Origin of the sequence: Qipengyuania benthica, assembly GCF_030717865.1 — a bacterium.
Taxonomy (GTDB): Bacteria; Pseudomonadota; Alphaproteobacteria; order Sphingomonadales; family Sphingomonadaceae; genus Qipengyuania; species Qipengyuania benthica.
This window is the reverse complement of record NZ_JAVAIL010000004.1, coordinates 44,209-67,939: the sequence shown is the minus strand read 5'-3', so window position 1 is coordinate 67,939 and position 23,731 is coordinate 44,209. Positions and strand designations below refer to the sequence as shown.

Here is a 23,731-nt window from a genome sequence, read left to right as displayed (position 1 = left end):
CGAAGCTTGAAGCGATCAATGCCGGTTCTGCCTAGGAACGCTGGCAGGCAATCCCTCTGCCCAGTGATTTCTCCTTAGCTAGTTCCAGGGCAGCGCGTAGGCTACTATTGCGTCGCTGACAGGTGTCTTCATGAAATGATGCCCGCCTGCCATAACCACGACATACTGGCGGCCGTCCTGGGAGTAGGTCATCACGTTGGCTTGGCCGCCGCCCGGCAGGACGTCGGTCCAGACGGTTTCACCGGTTTCTACGTCGATCGCGCGGATCAGATTGTCGGTCGTCGCGGCAATGAACAGCAGTCCTCCTGCCGTCACGACACCGCCGCCATTGTTGGGCGTACCGATCGTGAACGGAATGCCAAGAGCAAGACCCCAGGGACCGTTTGCGCGTGCCGAACCGAAGGGCCGGTCCCATAGCGTCTCGCCGCTACTCATGTCGATCGCACGAATGCCGCCATAAGGCGGCTCTTTACACAGAAGGCCGGTCAGCCCGAGCCGCCAGCCCGCGTTGACGTCGATGGCGAACGGCGTACCGGTCTGGGGCGAGCCTTCACCTTCAGAACCACCGCCACCTTGATTGCCCTGCGGGCCGCGCGGCTCCCATCCCTTTTCGTCCGCCACTGCGCGAGGGACGAGGCGGTTGTGGTTGGGCATGTCGTTATAGTTGGCGTAGATCACTCCGCGGCGCGGATCGATCGCCACCGATCCCCAGTCGGATCCACCATTGTAACCGGGATACTGGATCCACCGGCGATCTGACGTGGGAGGCGTATAGTAGCCATCATAGGCCGACTGCCGATACTGGATGCGGCAGATCATCTGGTCGATTGGCGTCATGCCCCACATGTCGCGTTCTTCGAGAGAGGGTCTGCGCAGCGTCGCAAAGCCCGAATAGGGCTGCGTGGCGGTGCGCTCGGCGGGCTCCACACCACCTTGCGGCACGGCGCGCTCGATCACGGTGTGCAGCGGTCGACCGGTACGTCGGTCGAGAATGTAGATCTCGCCCTGCTTCGACGGGAGAATAATCGCCGGCGTTCCGCCCGGCAGATCGACAAGCGTTGCCTGGCTCCCGAGGTCGTAGTCCCAGACGTCCTTGTATACGGTCTGGAAACGCCAGCGTGGCTCGCCCGTCTCGCCGTCCAATGCCACGAGCGCCGTCGAGAATTCGTTTTCCTGTGGACTGCGATCCGAACTCCAGTAATCGACCGCGCTGTTGCCCATGGGAAGGTAGACGAGACCGAATTCCTCGTCCGCCGAAGCCGTCGTCCACATATTGGGCGTCCCGCGCGTGAATTGCTCGCCTGGAGCAGGTTCGCCAAATTCTCCCGGACGCCCCATATCCCATGCCCAGGCGCGCTCCCCGGTAACGGCGTCAAACGCCTGGATTACGCCCGACGGTGCGCTGTTGCGCTGCCCGTCGAGAACCTGATGGCCCGTCACGATGTTGCCGCGCACGATCACCGGAGGAGCCGTGATCGCCACCATGCCTGGATATGTCTGGCCCATGCCCTCTTTGATATCGACCTCGCCGTTGACGCCAAAGTCGGCGCAGGGGCGGCCGGTTTCGGCATCGACGGCGATGAGACGGCCATCGAGCGTCCCTTCAATAATGCGCATCGCGCAATTCGCTGCAGCTCTCGAAGGTACGAGCGGCGCGCCTCCATTCTGGGAAGGAGAGCCTTGGGCGCCTCCGGAAAGCTGTGTGCCGCTGTCCAGTGGGCGGGTGTAGGCGGTCACGCCGCGGCAGGAGGCCGAATAGGGAATGGCGGCGGTGGAGACTTGTGGATCGTGGCGCCAGATTTCCGCGCCGGTTTGCGCGTCGAGCGCGATGAGAATATTCATCGCCGAGCACAGATACAAACGGTCGCCGATCTTCAGCGGGGTCGTTTCTGGGGCGTATTTGCCTTCACCCGCACCTAGGGGCAGATCGCCGGTATGTGCTATCCATGCGCGCTTCAGGCCGCCGACATTGGCCGGTGTGATCTGATCCAACTGCGAATAACGCTGACCTGAATGGGTTCCTCCCCAGGCTGGCCAGTCAACGCCCACATCCTCGAACTCTATCCCGGCCTGGGCTATCGGGAGTTCCCCCCTCACCGGATCGGGGCCCGATGCCGATGCAACCCAGAGTGCAACCGCAAGGAACACCACCGCTCCCCCAGCCCCTGCAAGTGCAACTGGCCATCTTGTCGGCCGATAAAGGCGGGGTGAAACCAAAGCGACCAGAGCGAGGAGAACGGTCGGACCAACAAGCCGCGGCACGAGCGCCCACGGATCATTGCCGCTCTCCCATAATGCCCAGGGCACGGTCACCATATAGATGCCGACGTAAATCCACGCGCCCAAGGCTTTCCCGCGAAAGATGAAATAGGCGGAAGCAAGCAGCGCCGCGCCGGTCAGCCCATAGTAAAGCGAGCCGCCAAGGATTGCGAGCCAGATGCCACCGGCAAACAGTGTTGCACCGATGAGTCCGATCAGAATCGCGACTATCCGCGGTAGAATCGAAACCTTTCGATGAGGTGCGGTTTGTTCGGAACTGTTCATGACGGGCCTCGCTGTTTTGATCTTGGCAAACTTTCCCGATACTTCTGGGCAGGGATGACATTGCGCCTTTCTATCATTAGCGCGATTATTGGATACCTTGGATAGATCACCGGACCTTTCTGCGGCGCAGTTTCGGGAACCGGTTCGCCAGCAGTACAAAGCCCGACAACGCGATGACCGTTCCACCGATTCCGAAAAGCAGCAGCCACCAGCTGTTGATCCGGTCGCGCTGGGTCCAGTCCATGATGTGCAAGCCCCAGACGAAGTCGAAGAAGCGCCAGGTATCGCTTCGAGCGGCGAGAATCGCACCGCTCGACGCATCGATGTAGAGCCTCGTCGCGTCTGGATCGGAGAAGGTGATTTGCCACGCCGGAAACGGACCTCGGAACTCTGTTCCTATCGGGCGCTCGATCAGCTTAGCACCGGTGATCGAGGTCTCGGGACCGGTCCAGGCCCGCGAAGCGACGGCCTGGGCATCGGCGAGTGGCAGGGGAGATACCCTCGTTCCGGTCTCGGTCTCATGAAGCGTCATCGAGCCATCGCTACGCTCGACTTGAACGAGGGGACGACCAGCTACGGATTTGGTCGTCACGGCAACGATGCCCTGTCGATCCACCAACCATCGCGGCGCCGGAAACTCAGGATCGAGTGTTTCGGCCTCGCGCGATATGACGTGCTCGGACCGTACCTGCTCGATCTTGAGAAAGGACATGATAGCGCCGGTTCCCATCCACAACAGCACCTGCACGCCGACAAACAGCGCGAGCCACTTGTGCAGCTTGCTGCCGAATATGTGCAGCCGCAGCTTGCGTGACGGCTTTCGTAGAGCTGGAACCGACGCCATGAGGTCTTATTGGTTGCGGGGAGGACGCGACGATGAATGGTATTGCACGATCTTCCAGCCATTGGCGTCGTGCGTGAGCACCGATGTCGCCACACCTTCGCGATCGATCACGCGTCCATCCGCCAGTTCAATCCGGTAGGTATAGGTTTCCCGGCCGTAAGCCATGTGTCCCACCCGGGTGACCGCAAGGGTCGGTTCACGGAAGGTAAAACGGGTGATCGCATCCAGCTCAGGTCCGAGGTGATGCTCCATGTAGTTCGTGAAGCTGCCTTCATCCTTTCCGTTCTCGTAAACGAAGGATTCTTCCGCAAACAGGGCTGTCATGGCCTCAGCATCGCGCGCCGTCAGCGCGTTACGATACGCTGTCAGAGCAGCCTCCGCCCCCGCGACGTCGTCGTTCATGGCCGCCATATGATCCGCATGGTTCATGCCCTGCGCCGAATGGTCCATCTGCATCGATTGCGAATGCTCCCCATGCGCGGAATGGTCCATGTCCTGGGCCAACGCCGGTGCCGCAGATAAAGCAAGCGCCGCAGCGGCCACGCCCCGAATGATTATAGTGTGCATCGAACTTTCCTTGTTAATCAGAACCAGAACCGTATGCCGACGACATAATTCGTCACGCTGGAATCTTCTCCCTCGGCGCGTGCGTAGTCGGCGCTCTGACCGATCCTCCATTCCTGATCGATCCCGATATAGGGCGCGAACTCACGCGCGAAATGATAACGCAGGCGAAGGCCGGCTTCGACTGTATCCAAGCCCGCACCGATGCCCAATTCAGGCACGTCCTGCGCCGAAAAGGACGCTTCCACACGGGGTTGAAGGACCAGGCGCTGGGTAATTCGCTGGTCGAGCTCGGCCTCAATGCGCGCCGTCAGGTCGCCTTTGTCCGACAGGAATGCGGCGGCATCCACTTCGAACAGATAGGGTGCGAGACCCTGGATGCCGACCACCGCATAGGTGCGGTCCAATGGCGCGAAATCCTGCCGGATACCGGCCTGGAAATCGAAAAACGGCGCGATGGCGCGACTGTAGAGCGCCTGGACTTCGGCGCTTTCGATCTTCTCGCCGAAACTGCCTTCACCTTCCGATTTGAACCAGAATTTGTCGAGATCGCCACCGTAATACCCCTGAAGGTCGAACAGATAGCCGTCGGATCCTTCGCGCGCGCGGAATTCGACGCGGTCACCCTGGAACCAGAAATACTTCTGGCCGCCTTGTTCCTGGCGCAATTGGTCTCGGCTCTCGCGCATCGCCTCCACGCCCCAGATGGCATCTGCGGTCCGTGCAGGACCTGAACCCGCGGAAGCAGGAGATGGTCCGGAAGGGATCTCCATCACCATGGCGTCGTGACCCATCGCAGAGTGATCCATCTGCATGCCATCCATTCGGTCACCGGCAATACCAGATTGGTCCATGGACCCATTATTCATCTGCGAATGATCCATCGATTGCTGGTTCATTTGTGAGTGGTCGATTGTCGATGGGCGCGTGGATTGCGGCGTCTCGCTAGGCGCTTCAACCTGCGGCTGCATGGATTGGTGATCCATCGCACCATGGTTCATTTGCGAATGGTCCATGGGCATTGCGGAGGATGTAGGCGAAGCATCCTCTCCACTGCCTTCCTCTTCAGCGGCCTTCTCTGCGTCCTGCGGGTCGGCAGACTGCATCGGCATGGAGTGGCCGTGGTCTTGCGCGAAGGCGGGCATCGCCGTTCCGGCGAGCATGAGCGCGATCATATACTTCATCCGCTCTCTCCCACGCGCTGTACGTCGGGCTGGCCTGCTTCCTGCGCGACCGTCACGATCTGGAACATGCCGGCATGCATATGATAGAGAAGATGGCAGTGGAACGCCCAGTCTCCTGGTTCGTCGGCGGTGAGATCGAACTGGGCAAAGCCGCCCGGCTGGACGATCACCGTGTGTTTTTGCGGCTGGCGATCGGCAGGTGCGCCGTTGACGAGCTCGAAGAAATGACCGTGAAGGTGGATCGGGTGCGCCATCATGGTGTTGTTGACCAGCTTGACCCGAACCCGTTCGTTATAGGCAAAGCGGATCGGCTCGTCGCTGACGGCCGAGAACTTCTCGCCGTCGAACGACCACATGTAGCGTTCCATGTTCCCGGTGAGATGAATTTCCATCTGGCGCGACGGCGTGCGCAGATCGTCATTCGGTTCGAGCGCGACCAGATCCTTGTAGTTCAGCACCTTATGCGGAACCTTGTCGAGGCCGATACCAGGATCGCCCATCCGGTCCTGCGGGTTCATGGCAACCATGTCTATGCCTGGACTGACCTTCACATCGGGTGGCAGCCTGGACGTGTCGCGCATGTCCATGCCGCCCATCGACATTCCAGCCATTCCGGCCATCGCTCCCTCGCTTGACCCGTCGCCGCTGTCGCTCATGTCCATACCGTCCGGCGGCGAGGTTCCATGTCCCATCGCGCTATGATCCATGCCTGACATGTCACCTTCCATTCCAGCCATGCCACCCATACCCGCCATGCCCATATCGGCCATCGTCAGGAGCGGCGGATCGCGCAGCGCGGGGACAGGCGCGCGGGCACCGGGGCGGCTGGCAAGCGTCGCGACCGCCATGCCCGAGCGATCCATGCTTTCCGCGACGATGGTATGCGCTTCGCCGGTCGGTTCGACGACTATATCGTAGGTCTCGGCGGTGCCGATCTGGAACTCTTCGACCTCGACCGGCCTCACGTTGAGACCGTCGGCCGCTACGACCCAGAATTTCAGCCCGGGAATACGGACGTTGTAAAAGGACATGGCGCTGCCATTGATCACCCGGATGCGGACCCGCTTGCCGCGCGAAAACAGATATTCCAGCCCTTCTTCGGGACCGTGTCCATTGGCGAGGTAAGTGTAGGTCGAGCCCGTGACGTCGAGGATATCTGTCGGCATCATGCGCATTTCTGCCCACATCCGGCGCTCTTCTCCGGTCAGCGGATAATCATCGGTCAACGTGCGTTGCTGGTAATTGAAGTACCCCTCGCCCTTCTTCAGCTTCGACATGATTGTGTGGGGATGCATCGGCGTAAATTCGCTGAGCAGCATCACGTAATCGTAGTCGGCCTGCACCGGATCGGGTCCGGTAGGATCGACGATGATGGGCCCGTAATGCCCGGCCTGTTCCTGCAGGCCGGAATGGCTATGCCACCAATAGGTGCCAGCCTGCCGTATGGCGGGCATTTCGTAGGTGAATGTCTGCCGCGGCCCGATACCGGGAAAGCTCACACCGGGCACGCCATCGAACTGAAACGGCACAAGCAGTCCGTGCCAGTGGATCGAACTGTCTTCGTCCAGCGCATTTGTCACATTGAGATTGACAGGATCGCCTTCTTTCAGCCGCACCAGCGGACCGGGAACGCTACCGTTCACCGCCACTCCCATACCGCTACGGCCCTGAACAATTCGCGGGCCGCGCGCGATGGTTAGATCGATATTGCGGCCGGATACTTCATCGAAACCCTGGCGGATCGTCGCGCCATTCATGTTGCCGCCGCGCGCCCAGGCGGGCATCGCGGCGGTGGCACCAAACAGGCCGCCGGCGACGATACTCGAGCCCAGGAATTTGCGTCGATTGATTGCTTGCATGAGAAAGTCCTGTTCGAAGGAGGTTTGCCCTATCCTACGCGGCTGGAGGCGCTTCCCCTCACGCGCGCGAAATTTTTTCCTTCAGAGCCTTTCGGGCACGGTAGACCAGCGATTCCACCGCCTTCTCCGAAACACCCATTATATCGGCAACCTCGTTCTGGCTTCGCCCATCGATGGCAACGAGAATCAGCGCCTCGCGCAGCCGCACGGGAAGCCGTTGAATTTCGGCATGGGTCTTTTGCAGAAGCTGCCGATCGACTGTCTCGGATTCCGGCGAGGGCGCAGGATCGGAGGCAAGTTCCGGCATGGAAGCCTTTCCGAACCCCAGGAACTGCGCTGCCTTCCGCCTGCGGAGTTTGTCGCGGCATTTGTTGAGTGTGATCGTCGTGAGGAACGGGAGAACGGGCCGCGCCGGATCGAGGCGCTTGCGGGCGATCCACGCCGAAGCAAGGGCATTCTGCACAACGTCTTCGGCTTCATCATGTGAGCCAACCATTCGCAATGAGGTTGCAAGCAGGCGGGGTATGAGCGGTTCTACAAGTTCCGTGAATGCGCGGCGGTCACCGGCGGCAACTTTTGCAACAAGCGCCTGCTCCTGACTATCCGGCTGCCCCTGCACTCCGCGATCATTCCGAAGGCGAACCGGTCAGTGACCGGGCAACCTGCTGATCGAATTCGCGTTGCTGCTCTTGGTCGAGAATGCGGCGCATCGCGAAAACATGCCGGACCGTCGCCTTCTGCAATTCGCCCATGCTCTGGTGGACCTCGTCGATGGCTAGACTGACCTCGGGGCCGTATTCATGCTCCTTGTCCATCGCGGCGGCCAGATTGGCGTTAGCACGCCGAACCGCCAGTTCGCGCTGGGCGTTCTCGATTGCGTAGCGCTCCTCGAGACGGTCGAGCCGATCTTCCTGTTGGGCGGTGAGGTCGAGCTGTTCGTGAACGAATTCGTGGAGACTGCCCGGCTGGGTTGGCGCGAACCATCGCTCTGCTGCGACCGCGCCCAGAAATCCCGCAAGAGCAGCGAGTAGGACGGCAAGCGCGATATACAGTTTGGGACTTTTCATCAATCGACGTGTAGCAGCGCGGCGGGAGAAAGGCGGGCGTCGCTAAATAGCGGGTAGGCGGGTTCCTGAGCATAGACAGGAGCCTGAACCGTGAGGGCACCCGCGCCGAGTCCAACTGCGAACAGGCCGGCAAACAGCATGCTGCGCATGGCCCCGTCCCGCCGCGCACTCATATCGCCGACACGTTCCCAGACGCCTTCCATGAAGCCGCCGAGCACGCCGGGCGCAACATCGTGGGCAAGAGCGCTCAGAATAGGGTCCAGGTCCTGTTCCATCGGTGCGGGTCGATCCTTCAACTGCTGTTCGTTCTTCCCATACGCGCGGCGCGTCCGCTCCCCGCAAAGATATTTAATGAGGGGAGGCGGCTCGGGATGCGTAACAGGCAGCATAGCTCTCGTTAATCTGCGGTGAAAGGGCACGCGCCACCATGAAAGCAGTCCATTTTTTGATACTTGTTTGCGCGGTGATCCTGCCGCTCGGTCCTGTTTATGCGCACGGCGACGAAGCGCATGATCCCGCTACGAACGCTGCCGCCTCTTCCGAGCCAAGTCAGGAAGCGACTGGCATGAGCGGGATGCAAAGCGCCTCGGGTCAGTCTGCCGAAGCCGGCCACGGCTCCGACGGCCATGATGACGCATCCGGCGGACACGAGAGCGCCAGTGAGGGTGACTTTGTCACTGTCCTCAAGAAGCTGCATCCCGCGACGATCCATTTCCCGATTGCACTGTTCCTGCTGGCAGCCTTGGCCGAATTGTTCGTCATGGCCGGGAGAGGCGCTGCAGCCGAACCCGCTGTCCGCGTGCTGATCTATGGCGGTGCGGGCGGTGCCGTCGTCGCAGCCCTGTTCGGCTGGATTCATACCGGCCTCTGGTTTGGCGGCGATACGGTCATGCATCTCCACCGCTGGAACGGAATGCTGATCGCCGCGCTCGGTCTCGCTCTTGCCGCCCTTGCTTACAGGCCGCGTAAAGACAGAGTCCTTCTGCGCACCGGACTTTTCGCGATGGCCGCGCTCATTCTGCTTCAGGGTTTTCTCGGCGGAGAGCTTGCGCACGGCCCCGATCACCTTGGCCTCTCCTGGATCTGAAGGATAAACATGATGCAGCATTTCAAGACGAAGAAGATGATTGGAACGCTTTTCCTCGGGACCGCGCTGGCGGGCTTGGCGGCGTGCGATCAACAACCCGAGCCTATGGCGGATGACGGAAATACGGCTGCCATCGAGACAGCACCGGCGAGCGCGCCGTCGCCAGTTGAGGCCGCTTCCGTAAATTCGACCGAGACCGGCGTAGAAACCGCGCCCGTCGCCAGCGTACCCGCGACCGAGCGCAAGCCGGCTGGTCCGGCCGAAGCGCCACCACCGCGCACGCCGACAACTGGTTTGACGCCGGCACCCGCTCCAACGACCTCGGATGTTCCGGAACCGGTCGACCCGCATGCAGGGCACAACATGGAGACCATGTCCGATCACGACATGGAAGGAATGTAGGAGATTTGAGCATGAAATTCATAGTTACTGGCTTGGGCATACGCCGCGCGCGCGCGGCACTCGCTACTTTCGGCGTGATCCTCCTTGCAGCCTGCACGAGCGCCGCACAGGCAAGCCCCTATGTAATGTTCCGCGATCCGCAATGCGGATGCTGCGGGGAATGGGCGAAGCATGTTCGCACCGGTCTGGATCACGAGGTCACGGTTCGCGAAGACCGTCCCATGGCCGAGGTTAAGGCTGATGCAGGCGTGCCTGACGACTTGATTTCCTGCCATACGATGGAAGTCGATGGCTATGTGATTGAGGGACATGTTCCTGCACGCGAGATCGCGCGCCTTCTCGAAGAACGACCCGACGGCGTGACTGGCCTCGCCGTTGCGGGAATGCCCCTGGGCTCCCCCGGCATGGAAGTTGGCGGGAGGGTGCAGCCCTACCAGGTCATTGCCTTCGGCCCTGCGGGCGAGCGCGTATTTGCAAGCTATCCATGACCCGCTGGAGCGGGCTGGAGTGAAAACGATCCGATTGAAAGGAAAGCCGATATGACCGATCGATCGATCCGCCCGGACATCTTGCGATGGGGCTGGACGCTCAGCAGTTTTCTGCTTCTCAGCTATCTGCTTTGTGTGGGTTTCGGCCTCCTTTTCCCTGAGCGGTTTCACATGCACGAAGCTTGGGCGCCTCTTTTGCCCGGCTTCGAATGGCTGACCTGGCGCGGCTTCCTTGCCGGAGCCCTCGGCAGCTTCCTTTATGGCTGGTATATTGCCGTCGTCGTGGTGCCGCTTTACGCCGTGTTCGGTCGAGAAAAGCGCGGATGACATTGCACCTCACACTCCACAAGACCTGTCGTGATCGACGCGCTCCCGGCATTCCGGACGGGGGAGTTCGAGCCTTATGACTGCGACGAAGCATGGCACACATGCCGCGATGGAAAGCGCGCCCGACGCCGCTGGTGAGGGGACAATAAGTCTCGCCGGGGGTGTGGCTATGGGTACCGGCGTGATGATCGGCGCCGGCATTTTCGCCCTCACCGGTCAGATCGCGGAACTTGCCGGCCCGCTGTTCCCGCTATCGTTCGTTCTGGGTGCGCTCGTCACATCACTGGCCGCCTATAGCTACATCAAGATGTCCAATGCCTGGCCGTCGTCGGGCGGCATCGCGATGATACTGCAGAAAGCCTATGGTCCTGGCGTCGTTGCGGCCTCGGCTTCGCTGCTCATGGCGCTTTCGATGGTTATCAACGAAAGCCTCGTTGCGCGAACCTTTGCTACCTACGCCCTGCGACCGTTCGGGCTTGAGGAGAACAGTCTCCTGCTGTCAGCCCTGGCTCTTGGGTTGATCGTATTCGCCTATATCGTGAACAAGGCGGGCAATCGATCGGTGAGCGGCTTCTCGCTTGTCATGTCGGCGATCAAGATCGGCGGGATCGCTCTGTTCGCCGTGGCCGCAATCGCCGCGAGCGGATTTTTCTCCGGCGCGTTTGCCGAGCCTGCGTCTATGACGAGCGGCGGCGCGTTCCTGGCGTCGGTCGCGTTCTCGATCCTGGCGTTCAAGGGCTTTACCACGATCACCAATAGCGGCGGAGAGATCGTCGATCCGCATCGCAATGTAGGCCGCACGATCATGATCTCGATCGCGATCTGCGTCGTCACCTACCTGCTCGTCGCGTTCGCGGTCGGGTCCAGTCTGACGATCGGCCAGATCGTCGAGGCGCGCGATTATTCGCTCGCTGCCGCCGCCCGGCCGGCGCTTGGAGAGCTCGGGTTCTGGTTTACCATCGTCATTGCGATTGCGGCGACCACTTCGGGCGTGATCGCCAGCGTATTTGCAGTCTCGCGGATGCTCACCATGCTGACCGAGATGAAGATGATCCCGCACAGTCACTTCGGCATGAAGGGTCCGATCCGCGGTCACTTGCTGGTCTATACGGTGGTGATCGCGGGCACGCTCGCGGTGCTGTTCGACCTGTCGCGGATCGCTTCGCTCGGGGCGTTCTTCTATCTCGTCATGGACATGCTGGTCCATTGGGGCGTGTACCGCCATCTGCGCAAGGAGATCGGGGCCAAGGGTTCGGTCCTGCTTGCGGCAATCGCTGCCGACGGCGTAATTCTTGTCGCCTTTGCGGGGGTGAAGCTCGATTCCGACCCCGCCATCGTGGTGATCGGGGCGGTCCTCATAGCTGCGGTATTTGGTCTCGAAGCCCTGTTCCTGCGCCGGAGACGTGCGGAGGATGGGAACGCGCATGCGGACGCCGGCGTCAATGGAAGCAGCCAAGACCATCAAAACGAGGCAGAAAAACAATGAAGCAGGCAAAAGTATACCGGATGGTGATGGACAAGCACATCTGTCCATACGGCCTGAAAACGGTCGACCTGCTCGAACGGCAGGGTTTTGCGGTCGAGGACAATCACCTCTCCTCGCGCGAAGAAACCGACGCGTTCAAGCAAGAGCATGGCGTCGAGACGACACCGCAGACCTTTATCGATGGCAAGCGGATCGGCGGATACGACGATGTCCGCGCCCATTTCGGCAAGAAGAGAACGCAGACCGGCGACGACACGATCAGCTATCAACCCGTCATCGCCATCTTCGCGATCGCGGCGCTGCTTGGCCTCGCCATCAGCTGGTACGCGCTTGGCGAGCTGCTCACCGTGCAAGCTGCCGAATGGTTTGTCAGTCTGTCAATGTGCTTGCTCGCGGTGCAGAAGCTGCAGGACGTCCGCAGCTTCTCGACCATGTTCCTCAATTACGATCTGCTGGCGCAGCGCTGGGTGCGCTACGGTTTCATATATCCGTTCGGCGAGGCGCTGGCTGGTATCCTGATGACCGCGCATGCGCTGCCGATCATCTCGGTACCGGTCTCACTGTTCATAGGCACGATTGGTGCCGTCAGCGTGTTCTACGCGGTCTACATCCAGAAGCGTGAGCTCAAATGCGCCTGCGTGGGCGGCAGTTCCAACGTGCCGCTGGGGTTCGTGTCGCTGACCGAGAACCTGTTCATGATCGGTATGGGCCTCTGGATGGGAGCAAAGGCGCTCGGGTGGATCTCGCTATGATTGCGGCGATATTCCTCGGCATCGCCCTGTTCGCGATTTCCCTCTACTTCCACATGTGGATGCTACGCAGTGCGAAGGCGATATCGCCGCCCGGGAAGAACCCCCGCCATCTGCGCTTGCTTGCCGGTTCCACCCTTGTCCTCGTCAGCCATCTGGTGATCGCCGGTATCTTTGCAGGCGGTATGTATCTCGCCAGTGTTTGGGGACTTGGAGCGCTGGAGCAGGACGTCATCGATAGCTGGATGGACTATTATTACTTCGCGCTGATTACGATATCGACTGTCGGACTGGGCGATATTCTGCCCGCCGGTCACATGCGCGCTATTTCCGGAATAGCCGCACTGACCGGGTTCCTGATGATCAGCTGTACCGCCCAGTATCTCTACCAGACCATGAGCAAACAGGAGAATTGATATGGCGAAAGGCACGCAACACGATCACAGCGAGGGAGGTGGCGGTAATTACTGGCGCTTCATGGCGATGGTCTCGACATCGACCGTTGTCATGTTTGTCCTCATGTATGCCAACACCTATGATGCCGATCACTTCTTCTGGAGCGAAACGCGCTTCTGGATGATGTTCGTGATGGGCGCGATGATGATGGTCGTCATGCTCCTTTTCATGTGGGGGATGTACAAGAACAGGACCAAGAACTTCATCATTCTCGGCGTCGCAGCGGTGGTCTTCGCCCTGGCATTGTGGCTCGTGCGCAGCCAGACCACGATCGACGACGAGGAATATATGGCGGCGATGATCCCGCACCACTCGATCGCGATCATGACCAGCGAACGGGCGCATATCCGCGATCCGCGCGTGCGCAAGCTCGCGCATGACATCATCCTCGCCCAGCGCCGCGAGATCGCGCAAATGAAATACCTCATCGAGGATATCGAGGAAAACGGAGTGAGAGATACCGAGAGGCTGCCCGCGGGCATCGAAACTCCGGTTCCGGCATCTCCACAACCGGATCCAACCCTTGCCGAGACACCCGAAGAAGGAGCTGCGCAATGAAAACGACCTTTATCCTCGCCACAGGGCTGGCTCTCGCGCTGGCTGGGTGCAATCAGAACACCGCCATCGGCAATGATCGCGAAGCGCAGCTTGATCCACCGGCCGAAGCTTCGCCAATCGAGCCTGCTTCCAGCGCGCTGCAGAACATATCGACGGCGCTCGTAAAGCCCGAGACGATGAGCGATGCCGATGTTTTGGCAATCGGCGGGAAGGAAGGTCGTTGTGTCTTCCGCTTGACAGAGGTTGGCTACCCCACCTTCGTTTACGAACCGGGAAGCCAGGGCTTCATCAAGCTGAACGGCAAACTGATCCCGGTCAGCGCCGCCGGTACGGATCGCTATACCAGCGGCGATCTGCTCGTCACTACGCGCCTGCTGGACGATGAAGGCAATGCGGGCTTGCAAGCGCAGGAATTGATCGTGGTCCCGCCCGGGGCAGGAGATGAACTGGGGTACCGTGGGTATTCTATCTGCGATCAGTAGCAGAAAAACCTGCGGGAGCTGCCTGAATTTTTGCCTTAGGCAGACTATGCGCGGGTTTCGAAGCTGCAATGGACAGGCGGCTCCACCTCCCCCAAGAGAGCCTGCGGGTCGCAGGCTCTAGAGCCGTCTCGGAGCCCCGCGCGTGACCAACCCCATGCGCGGGGCTTCACATTCAAGCGCATCATTTGCAATTGCGAAGGTTTCTTTTTGACAGATAATCTGACCCTTGCCGTCTTCGGCGCCGGTGGAAAGACCGGCACGCTGCTCCTCGAACAGGCGAAGCGGCGCGGCCACCACGTGCGCGGTCTCGAGCATCATTTGCCGGACCCGGCGAAACGGATCGAAGGTGCCGACTATATCCAATGCGACGTGCTCGAGGACGACCTTGCTGATGCCATCCGTGGTTGCGATGCGGTTATTTCTACCCTTGGCGTTTCGTTCACGCCATCGACCGCGATCGACCCACCACCGCTCTACACCGAGGGAACACGCCGCATTCTCGAAGCGATGCGCCGGGCGGACATCGACCGGATCGCAGTGATCTCCGCAGCTTTCGTGGACCAGCAGCCCGGAATGCCGTCATGGTTCCGGCTGACTGTTGTCCCCGCTCTGGCAAACATTCTCGAACACATGCGGGTCATGGAGGGCATGCTCGAGGCCGAGCAAGGTCTCAGGTGGACGGCCGCAAGACCCGGTTGGCTTATCAATTTGCCCTATAGCGGCGAAGCGCGAGTGAAAGCGCGGACGCTATCGGCGGACTGCTTCCGCTGCCGCCATGCCGATCTCGCTGCCCTGCTTCTCGATTCAGTAGTGAGTGGGAGGTGGATCAACGAAAAGCCTGCAATCGGCAAGCCGGAGGCTGACGATCTTGAAGGGCTTCTTGCCCTTCGCGAGGAACTGGAAAGCCTCTTCGCATCTTCGTCGCGATAGGTTGAGCGATGGCGATGTTTGTCGCCGTTTGGAATGCGCCGCTTGCGGCATCGGCAATTCGGTCTGGAGTTTGAGAACATGACACATGACAAGAAAGACATCGCAGTGTCGCGGTGGGAAGGCGAGGGCGGGGCACTGCCCTGCGGTCCCCAGGAAGCGCTAGCAGCCACTTGCGACGAGTGGGATATCCCCGCCCTGTCGGACGCGGAGCTCATCCAGCTGCGCATCCGGGTCATTGCCTTGGAAAATATCGTTCTCAGCCTTCTGTCGAAGGCAAGCAACGAGCAGCTGGAGCATATCGCTGAAATGGCGGACTTTATAACGCCGCGGCCCGACGCGAAGCAGCATCCGCTGACCATCCACGCAGCGACCCAAATGAACCATATGGTGGAGCGCGCCAAGCATTTTCGATCATGACGCAGAATGCGGATGGCAACTGGTTGCTTATTTTTCCCACGCTGCCGTTCAGGTCTTTCTCGAAACAGCCTTCAGGAGGGGGGACACCGTCTCTAGCGGTTGAACTTTCCAAAGAGATCGGAAAGTTCCGCCAGTTTCATTCGCTGTGCTTCCTCGTCGCCGCTTTCGATTATGGCTGCGATGGACTCCTGCGCATGGATGGCGAGAACTTTGGTTCTCGTTGCTCGCAAGGCAGCTTCGATGGCTGAAATTTGTTGCAGAATGTCCACGCAGGAACGCTCGTCTTCCATCATGCATATCACGCCTCGTGCCTGACCCTCGATCCGTCGCAGGCGTGTGATCTCTTTTGCGAATTTCATCGTTCGATTCCTCACGATCTCAGGCGACACACAGGAGACTGCCCGGTTATTGCGGGCATGTATGCGAACCGCCGCGTAAATTGGCTGAGCGAAAAGTTCCCTACAAGGCTACTCGGGAAGGAACCGCTAAGCTCTCGAAGGGTTGATCTAATCTGTCGTTGAACGTGGCTTAAAAAGGCCGTCATCCAGTGTGCGGTACTGCGGAAGAAGAACGTCTGCCAAATCCCAGGGAACAGGAGCGGCGAATGGCCGAGAACCAACGATCGAAACGAGCGGAAAGCGGCGGTAATTACTGGCGCTTCATGGCGATGGTCTCGACCTCGACGGTGCTCATGTTCTTCCTCATGTATGCCAACACCTATGATGCCGACCACTTCTTCTGGAGCGAGACGCGCTTCTGGATGATGTTCGTCATGGGCGCGATGATGATGGTCGTCATGATCCTTTTCATGTGGGGGATGTACAAGGACAGAAAGAAAAATTTCATCATCATTGGCGTCGCAGCCATAGTCTTCGCGCTCGCGCTCTGGCTGGTCCGCAGTCAGACGACGGTCACGGGAAGCGAGTACATGCAGGCGATGATTCCGCACCATTCGATCGCAATCATGACCAGCGAACGGGCGCATATCCGCGATCCGCGCGTGCGCAAGCTCGCGCACGATATCATCCTCGCCCAGCGCCGCGAGATCGCGCAGATGAAATATCTTATCGCCGATATCGAAGAGAACGGAGTGAGGACCACCGAGAGGCTCCCCGAGGACATCGAAACTCCGCAAGGAGCAATGCGATGAACAAGACATTCTACACTTTTGCCGGACTGGCATTCGCTCTTGCTGCCTGCAACCAGAACACCGCCATCGGCAACGATCGCGAAGCGCAGGTCGATCCAGCGCCCACTCCCGCGCCGATCGAGCCGGCGGCGAGTGCTTTGCGGAACATCGCCACGGCGATCGTCAAACCGGAAACGATGACCACAGCCGAGGTCCAGACCATCGGCGGCGAGCGCGGACGCTGTATTTATCGGCTAACCGAAGTGGGTTTCCCGACGTTCGTCTACGAACCGGGTGTTCGCGGCTTCGTAAAGCTGAACGGCAAGCTGATTCCCCTTACCGCCGAAGGCCCCGATCGCTATTCGAGCGGCGAACTCCTGATCGCGACACGGCTTGTCGATGAAGAAGGAAATGCCGGTCTTCAAGCTCAGGAAATCATCATCGTCCCGCCAGGGGCGAAAGACGAGCTGGGCTATCGAGGATATGTACAATGCGATGAAGGAGTTACGTTGTGACAAGCTTCACCAAGGGGTTGAGCCTCGGTATCGTCGCAACCCTGCTGCTGCTGGTGGCGATTGCGCTGATCGTCATCCTAACCGGTGCATACAATGTAGCGGCCGATGATCGTCATTTGCCGACTACCGAGTGGGCACTCGACACTTCCATGACCAATTCGGTGCAAAGCCGCGCCGAAGACCTTCAAGCACCTGAATTCACTCCGGCAATGGTCGCGGCCGGCGCGGGTGACTACAAGGCCATGTGCGCGCATTGCCATGGCGGTGTCGGCGAGGGGCGGGCGGAATGGAGCGCAGGCATGCTGCCGCATCCACCTGCTCTGGCGACAGCCGCGGAGATGTGGTCGGACGAAGAGGTGTTCTGGCTCGTCAAACACGGCGTAAAGGCATCGGGAATGCCTGCCTTCGGCGGCACGCACGACGATCGGGCAATCTGGAACATTGCAGCGTTCGTGAAAAGCATGCCGGAAATGACCGAGGATGAATATGCCGCGTATCGGGGTGGTCACTGATGCCGGTGTTCGGAACGGGAGCGCTCGCGCCGTTGCGGTCCCGACTGCTTCGGTGCACCGACCTATTTGAAGGATGGTGTCGTCGCAAGTGAAGCTGGCAAAGGAAGAATAGTACCGTGCCACCAGTCCACCCCGTGTTCGTTCACTATCCCATCGCCTTGGGAGCCACCTCGGTCCTGGCAGACACCGCCGCGCTCGTCGCCCACCTCCCCTCGCTGCTCGTTCTCGGGCAATGGTCGATGGCGATTGCTGCTGCAGGTGCGGTAATTGCCGGTATCGCTGGCTACTGGGACATGAAGCGAGACGATCTGGCGGATGAGACACACGAGCTGGTGCACCTTCACTTGAACTCCGGGCTGGTTCTGTTGACCGCTCTCCTTGTCGCGGCAGTATGGCGTTGGTCTCTGGCAGAACCAACGCTTTTCTATCTTGTCTTCGCCTGGATACTTCTCGCCGGCATAGCGCTTCAGGCCTGGATGGGCGGAGAGATCGTTTATGCCCATGGCGGCGGCGTGGCGGCAGCGGGACAGGGAACGGCGCCCGAAGAAGAAGCGAAAAGACCTTCGCGCAAGTTCTACAGTATACTCACCGGCAAGGCCAACGGTAGCAAGCAGCATGATCGGTGAATGGCTTCTTCCCGCTCTTGATCGGAATACGCTTAGGCGGAATAAGCCAAGGCCAGAATCAGCCCATAAGTTGCTTGCGCAAGTACCGTCGTGAGGGGGGTGAGCTTTCCGTAGTGCAGTCCGAATGCTCCCGGCGGCTCGAGCCGGTGCTGACGGCTGGGAGCATCGTATTCGGTGGCCATACGCGGATGGATTATAGGCAGCGCAGGAAGGAAAACGGCTATCAGAAACAGGCCATGGGCAGTTCCCAAAAGGAGGCCGAGCCACCAATCGGATATATGTAGGCTAGCGAACAACAAGGCATAAAAGAAAGCGAAGAACCAGCCACCAAGCAAATAGAGCAGATAGCCGAAGATCAGAGCCCGTCGCCGGTCAGCGGCCACGAATGTGCCGAAGAGAAACGGCAGGCTGAGGCGGGAAAAGCCGAAAAGTTGCGCGCCTTCCAAAATGCTGGTCATCACTGCGGTCGCCACCAGGCCCCACACTGCCGGCGTGACCCAGTTCGCCAAAACCTCCTGCAGCGCTTCGTTCAAACTTCGTCTCCGTTTTTCTCGCCAAGGGCCAAGGCCGCGTGGACGAGCGCCGCATGCGACAGACCTTGCGGAAGGTTGCCGAGCATGATCTGTGCCTCTGGATCGTACTCTTCCGAGAAAATCCTCAGGTCGTTTCCTGCCCCGAGGAGCTTGCGCATCCTCCCCGCAGCTTCGTCGCGCCTGCCCGCCAGCGCCAGATATTCGGCCGCCCAGAAACTACAGGCCATGAACGCTCCTTCGGGGGAGCTGTTATCGTCTATGGACGGATCGTAACGCCAGACGAAAGATCCTTTGGCAAGCTCCGCATCGATCCGCTCGTAGGTCGCAACCATTCGCGGATGATCCGCCTCGATGATCCCCAGCTTGGGCAACAGCAGAACGCTCGCGTCGAGATGCTCGCAGTCCAAGGCTCCGGTATAGGCCTGTCTGTCCTCGTTCCAGCCGTGCTCCAACACGACGGCACGGATCGTGTCGAGGTTTGAGCGCACCTTGTCGCGGTCGAGTTCCAGAAGGTCGCGCTCTTCGAGCCACAGCGCGCCATCGAGAGCACCCCAGCACATCGCTTTCGAGTAAAGATGGTGCAATCGGCCTCGCCGCATCTCCCAGATGCCATTGTCAGGCTGCTGCCAGTTCCCGCACACGGTCTCCACAAAACCGGCCAGTCTCTTCGCTTCGGACCGACCGAAAGTCCCGCCCTGTTCTACCAGTGCGCGGGCGCCCAGGATCACAGAACCGTAACTGTCGAGCTGCACCTGTTGGCTGGCGCCATTGCCGATCCGGACGGGGGCGGAATTGCGGTAGCCCTCAAGATGGGAAACCTCTTTTTCCGGAAGATCGCTTCGGCCGAAAATGTCGTACACAGGTCGCAGTTCGGGCTTGTCCCTTTGCGTCGCATGCATCAGCCAATTGAAATAGGCCTCGGCTTCGTCCTGCAGTCCGCAGCGGACGAAAGCCGAAAGCACGAAATAGGCATCGCGCATCCAGCAATAGCGGTAATCCCAGTTCCGCTTGCCGCCGATCCATTCAGGGAGCGAAGATGTGGCGGCGGCCGCGACCGCGCCCGTTTCGCGGCTGGCCAACAGCCGCAAGGCCATCAGGCTCCGCCGGACAGGCTCGCGAAAATTGCCGCTATAATTGCTGCGCGATAACCACGCGCTCCACCACTGCTCGGCAGCCTGACGCTTCGTCTCGCATTCTTCGCCAAGCACAGGGATGACGCCGATGTCGCGGCGACAAAAGGACAATGAAAAGTACCGGCGATCGCCGGTCTGCAACTTTTCGGATCCAGCGACCTGTCGGCTGTCGCTGTCGCAATCCGCAACATCTGTGCGAAAAAGGATCAGATCGGCCTCGTGCTGGCAGGCCCACGATGTTTTGCCACGTTTTGCAAGATGCGGGTCTTTGCCGAAACACGGGCGAGGTTCGTAAACGAATTCGATGGTGGGGTTGCCACTTTCCGCCTCGACAATGCGAATGAGTTCGCGCTCGGGCTCGAGAGTTCCGCCGAGGCCGTTTGTGCGTAGCGCAAGGAAATCGGTTACTGAAACAATGCCCGTATCCTGGATCAGGCGCGTACGCAGGATCGGCGCTCCACCGATATAGCAGCGTTCGGTGGTGCTCTTTCCCTTCAGCCCGACTGCAAATCTTCCTCCCCAAGCCCCCAGCACGCCGGCGAATAGCGCCGGATCCGCGATGTTGGGCAGGCAGAGCCAGTCGATGCTCCCTGCCTTGGAGACCAGAGCACAGGCCTGCATATCTCCGATGACAGCGTAATCGGCGAGTGGCCTGAAGCCTTCGTCAACCTGATCAGCCCTCACCTTCGCCACAGGCGCGCAACGGCCGTCGCGATGCCGATCAGACCCGCCCCGATCGCGAGGGGAGCGCGGTTTTTCGTCAGCCACAATTGACTGCTGCGTCGCTTCGCCTTGGCGTCGAACGAGCCATGCGCACCATGATCGCCCGCTACCGGCTCATACAGATTGTGCCGCCGGTCGGGCGAAACAGGCTCGTCGGTCTGCTGGCCCGAAACGGCGGTACTAGCCAGATAGCGATCCAGTACCGGCGAGGCGAACCTGTCTCCCCAAACCGATTGCAATGTCGGCCAGCCCAGCTTCACCTCCTTGCGGCCTGCGCTTGCAGCAAAGTGTATCGCCTCTGCGGCGACTTCGGGTTGGTAGGGGGCGCTCGCCGGTTTGGGCTGCATCGGCAGGTTCGTCTTGATCCAGTCGAACTGCGGGGTGTTGACGCCGGGCAGTTGGACCATGCTGATCCGCACCCTGGACTTGTCATGGAGCAATTCGGACCGGACCGAATCGTGGAAACCTTGGATCGCATGCTTGGCCCCGCAATAGGCCGATTGCAGGGGTATGCCGCGATAGGCGAGGGCGCTCCCGACCAGCACGATCGAGCCGCGGTCGCGCGGCACCATTCGCTTCAGCGCGGCGTAGGTCCCGTGCACCTGTCCGAGATAGGTCACTTTCGTGACCCGCTCGTAATCCTCGAGCGACATGTCGACAAAGCGCGAGAGGACGCCGGCGAAGGCTGCATTGATCCATACGTCGACCGGTCCCAATTCTTGCTCGATCCTTGTTGCCGCGTCTTCGACGGCTCCGGCATCGGCGACGTCGCACTGGCAGATGAGGCCTTCGCCGCCAGCCTGCTCGACCTCTCGCATCGCGCCTTCAAGACCATCGCGTCCTCTGGCGATCAGACCGATCTTCGCGCCGTCTTGGGCGAACCGCCGTATGGTCGCCCGTCCGACCCCTGCCGAAGCACCGGTAACCACCACGACTGGTTTCGAGTTCGTTTTATCCATGTCGTATCAAAGCTCCCCCCTACTTGCGAGTTCCGCGATCCGATCACCGGTGCGGCAGGCGATCGCCTGGATCGTCAGCGAAGGGTTCACTCCGCCGGACGTGGGAAAGACCGAAGCGTCGCAAATCCACAGATTGGGAATATCCCAGCTGCGGCAGTCGGCATCGACCACGCTTGTCGCCCGATCCTTGCCCATGCGGGCGGTGCCCATCAGATGTGCTGTCTCGCTCTCGTTGCGCCAGCGCTGCGTAACTCCGACGACGTCCAGCGCGCGATCCATGAAATCCAGCGCATGATCGATCATGGCGTGCTCGTTGTCGCGGAAGGAGAACGTTACCCTTGAAATGGGCAGGCCGTATCGATCGGTCTCGTCGGCGAGCGTGACGCGATTGCGCTCGTCGGGAAGCACTTCGCCGACCATCTTCAGGCCCACCGAATGATTATAGCGGTTCATTTCGTCGAGGAGCTCGTGCCCCCACAGGGATTTACCCGAAACCGTTCTTGCCCAATCAGCAGGCAACGGTCCCGGGGCCATGTAACACCAACCGCCGTGATAGTCCTTGCCAGCATCCTCGTAGTTCCAGTGTTCGGTCAGGGCGAGACTGGGCGGTGCCTTGTAGGAGCGGATCTCGTCCTGCGAATAGCCGTGAACCGACTGGTTGAGATGGACAATGAGGTTCCTGCCGACCAGTCCCGACGAGTTTGCGAGACCGTCGGGAAACTCGCAAGTGGCGGAGTTGAGGAGCAGGCGGGGTGTCTCGATCGCATAACCCGCCACCACGACGTTCCTGGCCTTCTGAAAGCGCCATTCATTACCGCGATGATAGTGGACGCCGGTCACTCGCCCATTCGTAGTTTCGATCCGCCCGACCATCGCCAGATCGCGGATTTCGGCCCCGGCGGCGAGCGCCCGAGGCAGCCAGGTGTTGAGCACCGACTGCTTGGCATTGGTCGAGCAACCGGCGGCGCAGAAACCGCGATAGACGCACGGAGGGGCCTTGCCGCGTGGCGCTGAAAGCGTCGCGATCGGCGTTTCGGCCCAAGCGATACCGAGCTTCTCCGCGCCCCTTGCGAGATAACGGGCGGGGGCGTTCAGGGGATGGGCGCGATAAGGATGGCGCGGGCGCTTCGGTCCCCAAGGATAGCGGACCGGACCCGAGATGCTCAAAGTTTGCTCGACCTCGCGGTAATAGCGCCACATCTCACGCCAATCGAGCGGCCAGTCGACCCCATAACCCAGCTTGCTGCGACTCTTGAACCATTCGGGCCGGAACCGCAGCGAGACCATCATGTAGTGGACGGTCGATCCGCCGACGGCCTTGCCCGAATTGTTCGCGCCCAAATGAATTGGATCGGCACCATCGACAATCCGCTCGTCGGTCCAGTAGAGCTTAGACTGGTGATGCTCGTCCGAGGCAAAATCCTCCAGCGGTCGCCAATAGGCTCCGGCGTCCATGGCGATAACCGAGAAGCCCGCTTCGGCCAGCTTGCAGGCAAGCGTGCCGCCGCCTGCACCGGTGCCGACGATGACGAAGTCTACTTCTTCCTCGCCATATTCGCGCATGGGAACCCAGCCGCCGCGCGTGAACACATCGGGGGCCTTGCCATTCAGCGCGCGGGGCCGCTCTTGCGGGTTATCGTTCATGATGTTGCGGCCACCCGCGAAGGGGACGCCGTGATTCCTCGACGGCTTCCCACGGATCACGCCTGTTCTCGCCAAGCCGGACATAGCCGCGCGGGGATGCCGGTCCGCCAAACCCCATCGCGCTCCACAGCGAGGGCTGCGCCCAATGCGCGGAAGCCAGATCGGGCAGCAGACGCCATTTCCAGAATAGCTCGGACGGCAAGTCCTCCCATAGTTCGGCGCAGACCTCGCCATGTTCCACCATCCCCAGAACCTTGTTTGCGTTATCGGGTTCAAGTTCCGCAAAGTCGCGATCGAAGCGCAGCCTTGCTTCCGCTTCGATCGCATCGAGCCCCCGGCGCCAGCATTCGGCGGTGCGGGGCAGGCAGTCCAGCCGGTGCCCGTCGCCTTCGTCTTTGCCGATCTTTCGCACCACCATCGCCAGGGTGGTGGTTGCGGGTCGTTCCGGTGAGTCGGGGCAAACACGGGTTGTGATCGCACGCAGTGTTGCCAGTTGGGTATCGCTGAGCACGC

29 protein-coding genes are annotated in these 23,731 nt (G+C 60.4%); 15 read left to right on the top strand and 14 right to left on the bottom strand.

All coding sequences use genetic code 11. From position 1 onward, the window contains the following. Positions 1–78: 78 nt before the first annotated feature. From Q9K01_RS12370 to Q9K01_RS12335, 8 genes are all read right to left on the bottom strand, one after another. Complete coding sequence (locus Q9K01_RS12370) at positions 79–2,544, bottom strand: membrane-bound PQQ-dependent dehydrogenase, glucose/quinate/shikimate family (protein ID WP_305930521.1); 2,466 nt, start codon at positions 2,542–2,544, stop codon at positions 79–81. 106 nt (positions 2,545–2,650) lie between these two features. Then, a complete protein-coding gene (locus Q9K01_RS12365) occupies positions 2,651–3,388 on the bottom strand; it encodes a PepSY domain-containing protein (protein WP_305930520.1) in 738 nt (245 codons plus the stop codon). 6 nt (positions 3,389–3,394) lie between these two features. Next, complete coding sequence (locus tag Q9K01_RS12360; protein ID WP_305930519.1) at positions 3,395–3,955, bottom strand: YybH family protein; 561 nt, start codon at positions 3,953–3,955, stop codon at positions 3,395–3,397. A gap of 17 nt (positions 3,956–3,972) precedes the next feature. Next, positions 3,973–5,136: a copper resistance protein B gene (locus tag Q9K01_RS12355; protein WP_305930518.1), complete on the bottom strand. Its 1,164-nt coding sequence runs from the start codon at positions 5,134–5,136 to the stop codon at positions 3,973–3,975. Continuing rightward, on the bottom strand, positions 5,133–6,995 hold the full coding sequence (locus tag Q9K01_RS12350; protein WP_305930517.1) for a copper resistance system multicopper oxidase: 1,863 nt from the start codon (positions 6,993–6,995) through the stop codon (positions 5,133–5,135). The genes Q9K01_RS12355 and Q9K01_RS12350 overlap by 4 nt, the downstream gene beginning before the upstream one ends. Before the next feature lie 58 nt (positions 6,996–7,053). Continuing rightward, a complete protein-coding gene (locus tag Q9K01_RS12345; protein WP_063612661.1) occupies positions 7,054–7,614 on the bottom strand; it encodes an RNA polymerase sigma factor in 561 nt (186 codons plus the stop codon). A 7-nt stretch (positions 7,615–7,621) separates the two neighbouring features. Then, positions 7,622–8,062, bottom strand: a complete 441-nt coding sequence (locus Q9K01_RS12340; protein ID WP_063612660.1) for a periplasmic heavy metal sensor — start codon at positions 8,060–8,062, stop codon at positions 7,622–7,624. Continuing rightward, entirely contained in the window at positions 8,062–8,337 is a 276-nt protein-coding gene (locus Q9K01_RS12335; RefSeq protein WP_063612659.1) for a hypothetical protein, read from the bottom strand. Before Q9K01_RS12335 ends, Q9K01_RS12340 begins: the two co-directional genes overlap by 1 nt. A gap of 188 nt (positions 8,338–8,525) precedes the next feature. On the opposite strand from Q9K01_RS12335, the gene Q9K01_RS12330 reads away from it, so the two are divergent. The 11 genes from Q9K01_RS12330 (at position 8,526) to Q9K01_RS12280 (ending at position 15,444) form a co-directional block, all read left to right on the top strand. Further along, positions 8,526–9,149: a DUF2231 domain-containing protein gene (locus Q9K01_RS12330; protein WP_422785317.1), complete on the top strand. Its 624-nt coding sequence runs from the start codon at positions 8,526–8,528 to the stop codon at positions 9,147–9,149. A 9-nt stretch (positions 9,150–9,158) separates the two neighbouring features. After that, positions 9,159–9,551, top strand: coding sequence for a RodZ family helix-turn-helix domain-containing protein (locus Q9K01_RS12325; RefSeq protein WP_063612657.1), 393 nt, complete (start codon positions 9,159–9,161; stop codon positions 9,549–9,551). 11 nt (positions 9,552–9,562) lie between these two features. Then, positions 9,563–10,039, top strand: a complete 477-nt coding sequence (locus Q9K01_RS12320) for a DUF411 domain-containing protein (protein ID WP_063612656.1) — start codon at positions 9,563–9,565, stop codon at positions 10,037–10,039. A 51-nt stretch (positions 10,040–10,090) separates the two neighbouring features. After that, complete coding sequence (locus tag Q9K01_RS12315) at positions 10,091–10,366, top strand: DUF5676 family membrane protein (RefSeq protein WP_063612655.1); 276 nt, start codon at positions 10,091–10,093, stop codon at positions 10,364–10,366. Positions 10,367–10,535: 169 nt separating this feature from the next. Continuing rightward, positions 10,536–11,852 (top strand): APC family permease, encoded by a 1,317-nt coding sequence (locus Q9K01_RS12310; protein WP_233997512.1) that lies wholly within the window; start codon positions 10,536–10,538, stop codon positions 11,850–11,852. Continuing rightward, a complete protein-coding gene (locus Q9K01_RS12305) occupies positions 11,849–12,604 on the top strand; it encodes a glutaredoxin family protein (RefSeq protein ID WP_305930515.1) in 756 nt (251 codons plus the stop codon). Before Q9K01_RS12310 ends, Q9K01_RS12305 begins: the two co-directional genes overlap by 4 nt. Next, positions 12,589–13,017 (top strand): potassium channel family protein, encoded by a 429-nt coding sequence (locus Q9K01_RS12300; protein ID WP_305930514.1) that lies wholly within the window; start codon positions 12,589–12,591, stop codon positions 13,015–13,017. Before Q9K01_RS12305 ends, Q9K01_RS12300 begins: the two co-directional genes overlap by 16 nt. A 67-nt stretch (positions 13,018–13,084) precedes the next feature. After that, positions 13,085–13,615, top strand: a complete 531-nt coding sequence (locus Q9K01_RS12295; RefSeq protein WP_305930573.1) for a DUF305 domain-containing protein — start codon at positions 13,085–13,087, stop codon at positions 13,613–13,615. Continuing rightward, positions 13,612–14,097 (top strand): DUF6692 family protein, encoded by a 486-nt coding sequence (locus Q9K01_RS12290; RefSeq protein ID WP_066850778.1) that lies wholly within the window; start codon positions 13,612–13,614, stop codon positions 14,095–14,097. Before Q9K01_RS12295 ends, Q9K01_RS12290 begins: the two co-directional genes overlap by 4 nt. 207 nt (positions 14,098–14,304) lie before the next feature. Next, positions 14,305–15,027 carry an NAD(P)-dependent oxidoreductase gene (locus Q9K01_RS12285; protein ID WP_066850779.1) on the top strand — a complete coding sequence of 241 codons (723 nt, stop codon included), beginning with the start codon at positions 14,305–14,307 and terminating at the stop codon, positions 15,025–15,027. A gap of 78 nt (positions 15,028–15,105) precedes the next feature. Further along, on the top strand, positions 15,106–15,444 hold the full coding sequence (locus Q9K01_RS12280) for a hypothetical protein (RefSeq protein WP_066850947.1): 339 nt from the start codon (positions 15,106–15,108) through the stop codon (positions 15,442–15,444). Between the two features lie 92 nt (positions 15,445–15,536). On the opposite strand, the gene Q9K01_RS12275 is transcribed toward Q9K01_RS12280, so the two are convergent. Next, complete coding sequence (locus Q9K01_RS12275; RefSeq protein WP_066850780.1) at positions 15,537–15,803, bottom strand: metal-sensitive transcriptional regulator; 267 nt, start codon at positions 15,801–15,803, stop codon at positions 15,537–15,539. Between the two features lie 308 nt (positions 15,804–16,111). On the opposite strand from Q9K01_RS12275, the gene Q9K01_RS12270 reads away from it, so the two are divergent. The 4 genes from Q9K01_RS12270 (at position 16,112) to Q9K01_RS12255 (ending at position 18,226) form a co-directional block, all read left to right on the top strand. After that, on the top strand, positions 16,112–16,594 hold the full coding sequence (locus tag Q9K01_RS12270; protein WP_066850948.1) for a DUF305 domain-containing protein: 483 nt from the start codon (positions 16,112–16,114) through the stop codon (positions 16,592–16,594). Further along, positions 16,591–17,088, top strand: a complete 498-nt coding sequence (locus tag Q9K01_RS12265) for a DUF6692 family protein (RefSeq protein WP_066850781.1) — start codon at positions 16,591–16,593, stop codon at positions 17,086–17,088. The genes Q9K01_RS12270 and Q9K01_RS12265 overlap by 4 nt, the downstream gene beginning before the upstream one ends. Then, positions 17,085–17,600 (top strand): c-type cytochrome, encoded by a 516-nt coding sequence (locus Q9K01_RS12260; protein WP_305930512.1) that lies wholly within the window; start codon positions 17,085–17,087, stop codon positions 17,598–17,600. The genes Q9K01_RS12265 and Q9K01_RS12260 overlap by 4 nt, the downstream gene beginning before the upstream one ends. A 134-nt stretch (positions 17,601–17,734) precedes the next feature. Further along, entirely contained in the window at positions 17,735–18,226 is a 492-nt protein-coding gene (locus tag Q9K01_RS12255; protein ID WP_087910613.1) for a DUF2231 domain-containing protein, read from the top strand. A 32-nt stretch (positions 18,227–18,258) separates the two neighbouring features. Here the strand turns inward: Q9K01_RS12255 and Q9K01_RS12250 are convergent, their stop codons facing one another. Genes Q9K01_RS12250 through Q9K01_RS12230 form a run of 5 tightly spaced genes read right to left on the bottom strand, consistent with a single transcriptional unit; the run spans position 18,259 to position 23,729 of the window. Continuing rightward, entirely contained in the window at positions 18,259–18,759 is a 501-nt protein-coding gene (locus tag Q9K01_RS12250) for a hypothetical protein (protein WP_232469182.1), read from the bottom strand. Continuing rightward, a complete protein-coding gene (locus tag Q9K01_RS12245) occupies positions 18,756–20,576 on the bottom strand; it encodes a glycoside hydrolase family 15 protein (protein ID WP_305930511.1) in 1,821 nt (606 codons plus the stop codon). Before Q9K01_RS12245 ends, Q9K01_RS12250 begins: the two co-directional genes overlap by 4 nt. Continuing rightward, complete coding sequence (locus Q9K01_RS12240) at positions 20,573–21,574, bottom strand: SDR family oxidoreductase (RefSeq protein ID WP_066850785.1); 1,002 nt, start codon at positions 21,572–21,574, stop codon at positions 20,573–20,575. The genes Q9K01_RS12245 and Q9K01_RS12240 overlap by 4 nt, the downstream gene beginning before the upstream one ends. Positions 21,575–21,580: 6 nt before the next feature. Beyond that, complete coding sequence (locus Q9K01_RS12235) at positions 21,581–23,218, bottom strand: GMC family oxidoreductase (RefSeq protein ID WP_305930510.1); 1,638 nt, start codon at positions 23,216–23,218, stop codon at positions 21,581–21,583. Next, entirely contained in the window at positions 23,208–23,729 is a 522-nt protein-coding gene (locus Q9K01_RS12230; RefSeq protein WP_305930509.1) for a gluconate 2-dehydrogenase subunit 3 family protein, read from the bottom strand. The genes Q9K01_RS12235 and Q9K01_RS12230 overlap by 11 nt, the downstream gene beginning before the upstream one ends. Positions 23,730–23,731: the final 2 nt, after the last annotated feature.

What these genes read in the sequence shown, in the direction of transcription:
- Q9K01_RS12370 (WP_305930521.1), bottom strand. Translation starts at nt 2,544, where the DNA reads ATGAACAGTTCCGAACAAACCGCACCTCATCGAAAGGTTTCGATTCTA.
- Q9K01_RS12365 (WP_305930520.1), bottom strand. Translation starts at nt 3,388, where the DNA reads ATGGCGTCGGTTCCAGCTCTACGAAAGCCGTCACGCAAGCTGCGGCTG.
- Q9K01_RS12360 (WP_305930519.1), bottom strand. Translation starts at nt 3,955, where the DNA reads ATGCACACTATAATCATTCGGGGCGTGGCCGCTGCGGCGCTTGCTTTA.
- Q9K01_RS12355 (WP_305930518.1), bottom strand. Translation starts at nt 5,136, where the DNA reads ATGAAGTATATGATCGCGCTCATGCTCGCCGGAACGGCGATGCCCGCC.
- Q9K01_RS12350 (WP_305930517.1), bottom strand. Translation starts at nt 6,995, where the DNA reads ATGCAAGCAATCAATCGACGCAAATTCCTGGGCTCGAGTATCGTCGCC.
- Q9K01_RS12340 (WP_063612660.1), bottom strand. Translation starts at nt 8,062, where the DNA reads ATGAAAAGTCCCAAACTGTATATCGCGCTTGCCGTCCTACTCGCTGCT.
- Q9K01_RS12335 (WP_063612659.1), bottom strand. Translation starts at nt 8,337, where the DNA reads ATGGAACAGGACCTGGACCCTATTCTGAGCGCTCTTGCCCACGATGTT.
- Q9K01_RS12325 (WP_063612657.1), top strand. Translation starts at nt 9,159, where the DNA reads ATGATGCAGCATTTCAAGACGAAGAAGATGATTGGAACGCTTTTCCTC.
- Q9K01_RS12320 (WP_063612656.1), top strand. Translation starts at nt 9,563, where the DNA reads ATGAAATTCATAGTTACTGGCTTGGGCATACGCCGCGCGCGCGCGGCA.
- Q9K01_RS12315 (WP_063612655.1), top strand. Translation starts at nt 10,091, where the DNA reads ATGACCGATCGATCGATCCGCCCGGACATCTTGCGATGGGGCTGGACG.
- Q9K01_RS12310 (WP_233997512.1), top strand. Translation starts at nt 10,536, where the DNA reads ATGGGTACCGGCGTGATGATCGGCGCCGGCATTTTCGCCCTCACCGGT.
- Q9K01_RS12305 (WP_305930515.1), top strand. Translation starts at nt 11,849, where the DNA reads ATGAAGCAGGCAAAAGTATACCGGATGGTGATGGACAAGCACATCTGT.
- Q9K01_RS12295 (WP_305930573.1), top strand. Translation starts at nt 13,085, where the DNA reads ATGGTCTCGACATCGACCGTTGTCATGTTTGTCCTCATGTATGCCAAC.
- Q9K01_RS12290 (WP_066850778.1), top strand. Translation starts at nt 13,612, where the DNA reads ATGAAAACGACCTTTATCCTCGCCACAGGGCTGGCTCTCGCGCTGGCT.
- Q9K01_RS12280 (WP_066850947.1), top strand. Translation starts at nt 15,106, where the DNA reads ATGACACATGACAAGAAAGACATCGCAGTGTCGCGGTGGGAAGGCGAG.
- Q9K01_RS12275 (WP_066850780.1), bottom strand. Translation starts at nt 15,803, where the DNA reads ATGAAATTCGCAAAAGAGATCACACGCCTGCGACGGATCGAGGGTCAG.
- Q9K01_RS12270 (WP_066850948.1), top strand. Translation starts at nt 16,112, where the DNA reads ATGGTCTCGACCTCGACGGTGCTCATGTTCTTCCTCATGTATGCCAAC.
- Q9K01_RS12265 (WP_066850781.1), top strand. Translation starts at nt 16,591, where the DNA reads ATGAACAAGACATTCTACACTTTTGCCGGACTGGCATTCGCTCTTGCT.
- Q9K01_RS12240 (WP_066850785.1), bottom strand. Translation starts at nt 21,574, where the DNA reads ATGGATAAAACGAACTCGAAACCAGTCGTGGTGGTTACCGGTGCTTCG.
- Q9K01_RS12235 (WP_305930510.1), bottom strand. Translation starts at nt 23,218, where the DNA reads ATGAACGATAACCCGCAAGAGCGGCCCCGCGCGCTGAATGGCAAGGCC.